Annotated in this window: 10 protein-coding genes; 3 read left to right on the top strand and 7 right to left on the bottom strand. The window is 47.1% G+C overall.

What is annotated here, in order from left to right; all coding sequences use genetic code 11:
- Window positions 1-28 precede the first annotated feature (28 nt).
- The 5 genes from B4C70_RS08680 to B4C70_RS08660 all read right to left on the bottom strand — a co-directional run bounded on the left by B4C70_RS08680 (window position 29) and on the right by B4C70_RS08660 (window position 2064).
- Window positions 29-310: a hypothetical protein gene (locus B4C70_RS08680; RefSeq protein ID WP_056061134.1), complete on the bottom strand. Its 282-nt coding sequence runs from the start codon at window positions 308-310 to the stop codon at window positions 29-31.
- Window positions 311-401: 91 nt separating this feature from the next.
- Entirely contained in the window at window positions 402-797 is a 396-nt protein-coding gene (locus tag B4C70_RS08675) for a hypothetical protein (protein WP_214729934.1), read from the bottom strand.
- The gene (locus B4C70_RS08670; protein WP_290778501.1) at window positions 763-1260 is read right to left on the bottom strand and encodes a hypothetical protein; all 498 of its coding nucleotides are present in this window, start codon (window positions 1258-1260) and stop codon (window positions 763-765) included. The genes B4C70_RS08675 and B4C70_RS08670 overlap by 35 nt, the downstream gene beginning before the upstream one ends.
- Before the next feature lie 2 nt (window positions 1261-1262).
- On the bottom strand, window positions 1263-1496 hold the full coding sequence (locus B4C70_RS08665; protein WP_290778498.1) for a hypothetical protein: 234 nt from the start codon (window positions 1494-1496) through the stop codon (window positions 1263-1265).
- 25 nt (window positions 1497-1521) lie between these two features.
- Window positions 1522-2064, bottom strand: a complete 543-nt coding sequence (locus B4C70_RS08660) for a GNAT family N-acetyltransferase (RefSeq protein ID WP_290778495.1) — start codon at window positions 2062-2064, stop codon at window positions 1522-1524.
- Window positions 2065-2278: 214 nt separating this feature from the next.
- On the opposite strand from B4C70_RS08660, the gene B4C70_RS08655 reads away from it, so the two are divergent.
- Genes B4C70_RS08655 through B4C70_RS08645 form a run of 3 tightly spaced genes read left to right on the top strand, consistent with a single transcriptional unit; the run spans window position 2279 to window position 4794 of the window.
- Entirely contained in the window at window positions 2279-2908 is a 630-nt protein-coding gene (locus B4C70_RS08655; RefSeq protein ID WP_290778493.1) for a DedA family protein, read from the top strand.
- A gap of 55 nt (window positions 2909-2963) precedes the next feature.
- Entirely contained in the window at window positions 2964-4091 is a 1128-nt protein-coding gene (locus B4C70_RS08650) for an MGDG synthase family glycosyltransferase (RefSeq protein ID WP_290778490.1), read from the top strand.
- A gap of 16 nt (window positions 4092-4107) precedes the next feature.
- On the top strand, window positions 4108-4794 hold the full coding sequence (locus B4C70_RS08645) for a polysaccharide deacetylase family protein (RefSeq protein WP_290778487.1): 687 nt from the start codon (window positions 4108-4110) through the stop codon (window positions 4792-4794).
- Between the two features lie 46 nt (window positions 4795-4840).
- Here the strand turns inward: B4C70_RS08645 and B4C70_RS08640 are convergent, their stop codons facing one another.
- Together B4C70_RS08640 and B4C70_RS15145 are read right to left on the bottom strand one after the other, a co-directional pair.
- Window positions 4841-5086, bottom strand: coding sequence for a hypothetical protein (locus B4C70_RS08640; protein ID WP_214729928.1), 246 nt, complete (start codon window positions 5084-5086; stop codon window positions 4841-4843).
- A gap of 33 nt (window positions 5087-5119) precedes the next feature.
- The gene (locus B4C70_RS15145) at window positions 5120-5461 is read right to left on the bottom strand and encodes a YkvA family protein (protein WP_414654458.1); all 342 of its coding nucleotides are present in this window, start codon (window positions 5459-5461) and stop codon (window positions 5120-5122) included.
- Window positions 5462-5583 lie beyond the last annotated feature (122 nt).

Genomic DNA, 5583 nt, shown 5'->3' with positions numbered 1-5583 from the left:
CTTTTGAGTCAGCCCCTTTTTGGTGACGTTAAATGACAGTCATTGCGCTCAAGAAGACGAAGAAGAACGTGATGCCGCTCGTCAAAATCAAAAAGGGAAGGACGATCAGTAATTCGAGATGCGGACGAAGACCGTAGTAAAGCAAAAAGAACAGAGTCAAACAGGCGGTCGTGATCGTCAACGCAAGAGAAGTCATCAAAAGATGAAGGGGTTCGACGAACGGAACGAGAGACGATCCTGTGATCGTATCGAAAGCTAAACCAAAGGACAGAAAAATGAGTAAATACAGAAGCGATTTTTGACGAAACATGTGGCATGTCTCCTTTTACTAAACGATACATTTAGTATAAAGCGTAGGTCTTCTTGTTTTACCTAACAAAAATGTAAGAAAGTGGCTGATTTCAAACAGCTGAATCTTTCTTGTATAACAATGTCAAACGCGTCATCAAAAAGTAGAGGAAAGCGGCGCTACTCGCGATTGCCTGAAAATAGATCGGTTGAAACAGACCTTTGAATACAAGTAACAGTACGCCACCGAGTAATAAGGCGATGCCTTGATTCAGGAGGAGGTGTGTTATCCAAGGTAGTGGACGTGAGCGAAATCGGAAGTAACGAATCGCGTCAGTCAGGATGCCACCAATCGTGATGACGATCGCAAACGACAGCAAGGTTTCGAAGACACCTGAATAATACCCAGAGTCTGTATCGGGCATAAGTCGTGGTGACAACGGAAGGTATTGGTAGAACATCAAAAAAATCCAATTACTCATCAGTAGTCGAAATGACAGACGGATCATGGTACTCCTCCTTTCCAGTCTTCATGAGGATGAATAGACGGGTGATCATTACATATAAAAAGGCAGCGACTACGTTTCCGATGAAAAATAGCGCGGGAAGTGCACTGAACAAGATGAACGCACCGGCAAACACGAAGACCGTACCTTGATGACCGGCAAACACGAAGACCGTACCTTGATGAAAGAGGAGATGCGTCATCCACGGTAGCGAACGTTTCGTGAAGCGGACAGCTAACAGAGCGTCAGCAATCACGGTACCGCTGAAGAATAATAGCATGACAGCATCCAACTGTTCATTGACGAGCTGCACCGCGTAAGACAAAAACGGAACCATCATCGTCATCGAGCCAAACAATTGGAGAAACAGAAAAAAGCTGAAGACGGTCCGACCGAGCCACCCGAACAGATAGGGGAGGAATGATAAATACTTTCGCGCCGACTCGGAGACGATGAAATAGATCAACGCTACACCTGAACAGAATAAGATGTGAACAAGCGGAAACGAATTTGGTAGCATGAGCAGATAGAGGACAATTCTTGCGAAATGGCGGGACCAGCAAACAATAGACCAATCATAAAGAAGTCAGTGAAGGAAGTGTCGTATATTGCTGGATCACCCATCTCAAACCCAGCAATGAGTGCATACAAGAAAGCGAACAATATCGCGGAAATGAAACTGTTCTTTACGATAGATAACATGAGATAAGCCCTTTCCGACTGACGTTCAAAATAGTTTATACCAATACAAGGTCAGTTCAATATGTGGATTGGCGAATTGTTTTAAACTATCGACACCGCCGAGCACGAAACCTTCTCGTTCGTAAAAACGGCAAGCAATCAAGTTATCGTCCTGTGCTTCGAGTGACAGACCACTCAACTCACGTTGCTGTGCCCATTTTGACGCAGCGACAAGCAATTGGTGTCCGACGCCTAGTTTACGAAACGCTTGTTTGACCGCAATGTTTTCGATGTAGGCGAAACGGTTCCAGTCACGAACAAGACGAATCTGTCCGACACAAGAAGTGCCGGAAAAGGCGAGGAGGACGATTCGATTCTCGTTTTCGATATACGTCGCCCAATCGAGTCGATCGTCAGGGAAACGGGTTTCAGTAGCGGTTTCATAGAGTTCTTCCGTATAAGACCATGCGGTACCAGAAAACTGCGGAACGATGCGTCCGATGATCGGGAATGAATCGTTGGCATGATTGACGAATGGAATGCTCTCGAACGATAGCGGTTGAATCGTCAGCTTTTCAGTCTCTTTCATTGTCATCCTCCTTCTTTCTATAGAGATGTACTTCACTCTATTCATCATCTCCTACATACTGAGCATTGTCACGAGGAGAGATGCGAAAACAGGTCAATTTTCGAATGAACCAGGTTTTAATTTTTCTAAAAAAGGAATTGCTTAAACAGGAACGAATACATAGTCAGAAGACGTTGAAACAGTACAGAAAGACAGCAGTAGAGGACGTGACAACATGAATATGGAAACGGTCAATCAGTATCTCGATGCCTATGGATACGGCGTTATTTTCATTTTTTTATTTTTTGGCATCGTCGGGATTCCAGCACCGGAAGAATCCTTACTCGTCCTGATCGGCATCTTAAGGGGTCAAAACGAAGAACGTTTAATCTATTCGATCTTGACCGCGTATGCTGGGACGTTCGTCGGTATGCTGACGGCATATGGAGCAGGTCGCTTCTTCGGACCGACTGTCCTACGATACGGTCGATTCATCGGATTGACGAAGGAACGTTGGGAGCGGGTGTCAAACGGCTACATGGAACGAATCAATCGAACGATCATCGGCGGTCTTTATGTTCCGGGGGTGCGACAGATCAATCCATATTTTGCAGGCATGAAGCGGATTTCTTTCGGTCGGTACTTTTTTGTGTCAGCAATCGGTTCCGCGCTGTGGGTCGTACCCTTTGTCTTACTCGGTCATTTTGCAGGAAAGACATTTCATATCAAGCCGGAAGTCGTACCGTATTTCGGACTTGCCTTACTCGTATTGTTCCTGCTCGGAGTGCTCGTGAAATGGCTCAAGCGGAAGCGACTTGAGAAACGCGTCGTTTCAGGGAAAAACGAAGCGGGAAAAGAAGACTAAACGTTACTTCTTTTTTTGAAGGAACGTCGGAACAGTTTGAAGGAGTGGACGAACGATGCAAAAAATAGTGATCTTTCCTTTTTTAAGGATGCGATCCGGTCATCATCTGGTTGCCGAAGCGATCGCCGAACGACTGCAAGGTCCAGGGGTTGAAGTCAAGGAAGTAGAATTGCTCAGTACGATCAGCCCGTTTGCGGAATGGGTGACATCGAAGTTTTACCTGAACTGGATCCGACACTTCTCAAACGGCTATAGCCGTTTTTATCACCAGCATATTGCCGGACGTTCGAGCAATGCGCGGTCGACAGGATGGACGTCGCATTATTTCCAACAACAGATGTTACGAATCATCCGGACGGAACAACCGGACGTCATCATCTGTACACATGCGTTTCCTTCCTATCTCTTGAATCAATTAAAAGAACGAAACCTTTGTGACGTACCGGTCATCAATGCCTATACCGATTTATTCGTCAGCCGCGTCTGGGGAAAGACGCATATCGAGTATCATCTGTTGCCGAATCGTGAGGCAAGGCAAGAATTGCACGAGCATCATGCTGTACCCATTGAGCGCTTGTTCGTGACGGGTATCCCCGTCCATCCAGCAATCGCTGGCGGTTCCATTTTTCGCTCGACGCAGTCACGCAAACAAATTCTTGTCGCAGGCGGAAACGGTGGACTAGGTCAACTCGAGACCTTACTGACGCAGATCGAACAGTGTCCAGAAGTAGATTTCCATGTCTTATGTGGGAAGAACCAAACATTGTATAAACGACTAGCTTCGCGACGTCATCCACATATCCATCCGCTCACCTATATCGATTCAAGGGATGAGATGAATCAGCTGTATGAACGAATGGATGCGATCGTCACGAAACCAGGTGGCGTGACAGTCAGCGAAGCATTTGAAAAACGTGTACCGCTGTTCATTCAGCACGTCCTACCGGGACAAGAAGAGATCAATCGTGCGTATTTGATGGAGAAAGAGCTCGCGTTTTCCTTTGATCAAACGGATACACTCACGGACGTCATCCGTCGGACGCTTGAGAACCCAGACGTCATGCATGCTTGGCAACAAGCAGTCACGCAGTATCAAAATGATCGCGTCACGGCCGATCAGCGGTTCTTCGCGGAACGGATTGCGGGTTGCCTGCAAGACCGTCGCCGAAAAGTAAATGAATAAAAGGGAGTTAGTTTCTATGCGTTCACGTCTTATCACAGCAGGAATTCTCGCGACACTCGCCTATACGGTCGTCCCGTACGTGGCGTCACGCGTCTTTGGATGGCGCGTGACAAAATCACTGAACTCACGATACGTCGCTTTGACGTTCGATGATGGTCCAGATCCCGTCTATACGGCAGAACTGCTTGATCTCTTAAAACAAGAAGGCATTCAGGCGACGTTTTTTGTCGTTGGTCATAAAGCAGAAGCACATCCGGACCTCATTCGCCGGATACACGACGAAGGGCATCAACTCGGTATCCACAATTACGTCCATCGACCGAACTGGTCGATGCGACCGTCGACGGTCCGGGCAGGAATCGAGCGGACGGCTATGATCATTGAACGGATCACCGGTGAACGTCCGACGGTCTATCGTCCACCGTGGGGTGCACTCAATGCCGGAGATGTCCTCTGGCCAACCGCTTACAAGATGATTCTCTGGTCGAAGATGGCGGAAGACTGGAAGGTAGAAGGCGGGACGACAAAAATCAAGAGGCTACTATCAAATGTGTCAGACGGAGATATCATCTTGCTCCACGATAACGGGGATACGTTCGGCGCGGACCCACAAGCACCCGTGCAGACGATTGAAGCGCTTCGTGAACTCTTGCCGAACTGGAAAGCACGCGGCTTACAGTTTCGTCGCATTGATCAAACGTAAAAAAAGAGGAGCTATCCGGTGCCGGATAGCTCCTCTTTTACATGGATTATGCTTCGCGTGACAAGTCCTCATCTTCTTGACTATGATGGAGAATCAAGCGCCGCACGACGAACGAGCGTAAGAATAGGATGAAGGTGATGACCGGAAGTAGTAACCACCAAGATTGCGTCAAAAATAAGTCGTCGAACGTCGTGATCATGACGAAATGCCGACCAATGTAAAGCCACATGAAAAAGGAACTGACGAATAGAATTGCTTCCGATGTCGTCATGAACTCAAACTCAGTTTTCATTGAACTACTCCTTATGGGTGGATTTGGTTTTTTTTACACTATCCACCATATCACAAGACCGATACCAATGCCCCAACAAATTAATACGAAAGCTAGACCATAACGTCGGAGCAATGGAAAGGAACGAGTTCCTTGTTGTTCAAGTCGTCGTTGTGCTTGTGTCAAGATCTCTTTAGGAATCGAACGGATGATGAAGTAGATACCGAGTGGAACGAGTAAGAGATCGTCGAGAAGGCCGATGACGGGCAAAAAATCTGGTATCAAGTCGATCGGACTGACAGTATAGGCGATCAAGGCGATGATTCCCCATTTGATATGACGAGGTAAACAAGGATGTTCGATTGCATAAGAGAGGACTGATAACCGTTGCTTCATCCGTCTAGCGATCTGTTTCATTCGCTCTAACATAAGCGAGTACTCCTTTCTTATGAGCGAACCGGTTCCCGTTCGTTTGTCGTGACGGCTGCCCGTTTCGTTCCCGTTGTACCAAGGCCAAA

It is taken from the genome of Exiguobacterium sp. UBA5002 (assembly GCF_002396765.1).
In the GTDB taxonomy this organism is placed as follows: Bacteria; Bacillota; Bacilli; order Exiguobacteriales; family Exiguobacteriaceae; genus Exiguobacterium_A.
Note: the sequence above shows the minus strand (reverse complement) of the source record. Positions and strands in the feature narration are given on the sequence as shown.